The following is a 696-nucleotide window of genomic DNA, read 5'->3' as shown; positions in this document are numbered from 1 at the left end:
GCCCACGTTTCGAGGGTCGTCGCGTAGTGCAGCCGCAGCGACTGGGTGCGCGTGATCTTGAAGCCGACCTCCTCCGCGTGCTCCTCGACCGACGGGATCGTCGGTAGCCAGCCGCCCGGGAAGATCTCGGCCAGGATGAACTGGGTGAAGTGGACCACTTCGTGGGTGAGCGGATTGCCCTGCGCCCTGGCCTCTTTGAACGTGGGACGCGTGATGGTGTGCAGCATCATGACGCCCTCGGCCGGCAGCACCCGGTAGGCCATCTTGAAGAAGTGGCCCCAGCGCTGGCGGCCGAAGTGCTCGAAGGCGCCGATGGAGACGATGCGGTCCACCGGCTCGTCGAACTTCTCCCAGCCCTCCAGCAGCACCCGCGTCGAGCGGTTCGTGTCCATCTGGTCGAACATCTTCTGCACGTGGTCGGCCTGGTTCTCCGACAGCGTCAGGCCGACGACGTTCACGTCGTACTTCTCGATGGCGCGGCGCATCGTGGCACCCCAGCCGCAGCCGATGTCGAGCAGCGTCATCCCGGGCTCGAGGTTCAGCTTGCCCAGCGCCAGGTCGAACTTGGCGTTCTGCGCCTCCTCGAGGGTCATATCGTCGCGCTCGAAATACGCGCAGGTGTACCCCATCGTCGGGTCTAGGAAGAGCGCGAAGAACTCGTCTGAAACGTCATAGATCGATTGCGACTCTTCGTAA

General features: G+C 64.1%; 1 protein-coding gene. It reads right to left on the bottom strand.

The window, feature by feature from the left end; all coding sequences use genetic code 11:
• A partial coding sequence (locus tag A5673_RS30650; protein WP_082958827.1) for a cyclopropane mycolic acid synthase family methyltransferase occupies nt 1–677 on the bottom strand: 677 nt, incomplete at its 3' end.
• Nucleotides 678–696: the final 19 nt, after the last annotated feature.

Origin of the sequence: Mycobacterium sp. E3198 (assembly GCF_001667015.1) — a bacterium.
Lineage (GTDB): Bacteria > Actinomycetota > Actinomycetes > Mycobacteriales > Mycobacteriaceae > Mycobacterium.
Note: the sequence above shows the minus strand (reverse complement) of the source record. Positions and strands in the feature narration are given on the sequence as shown.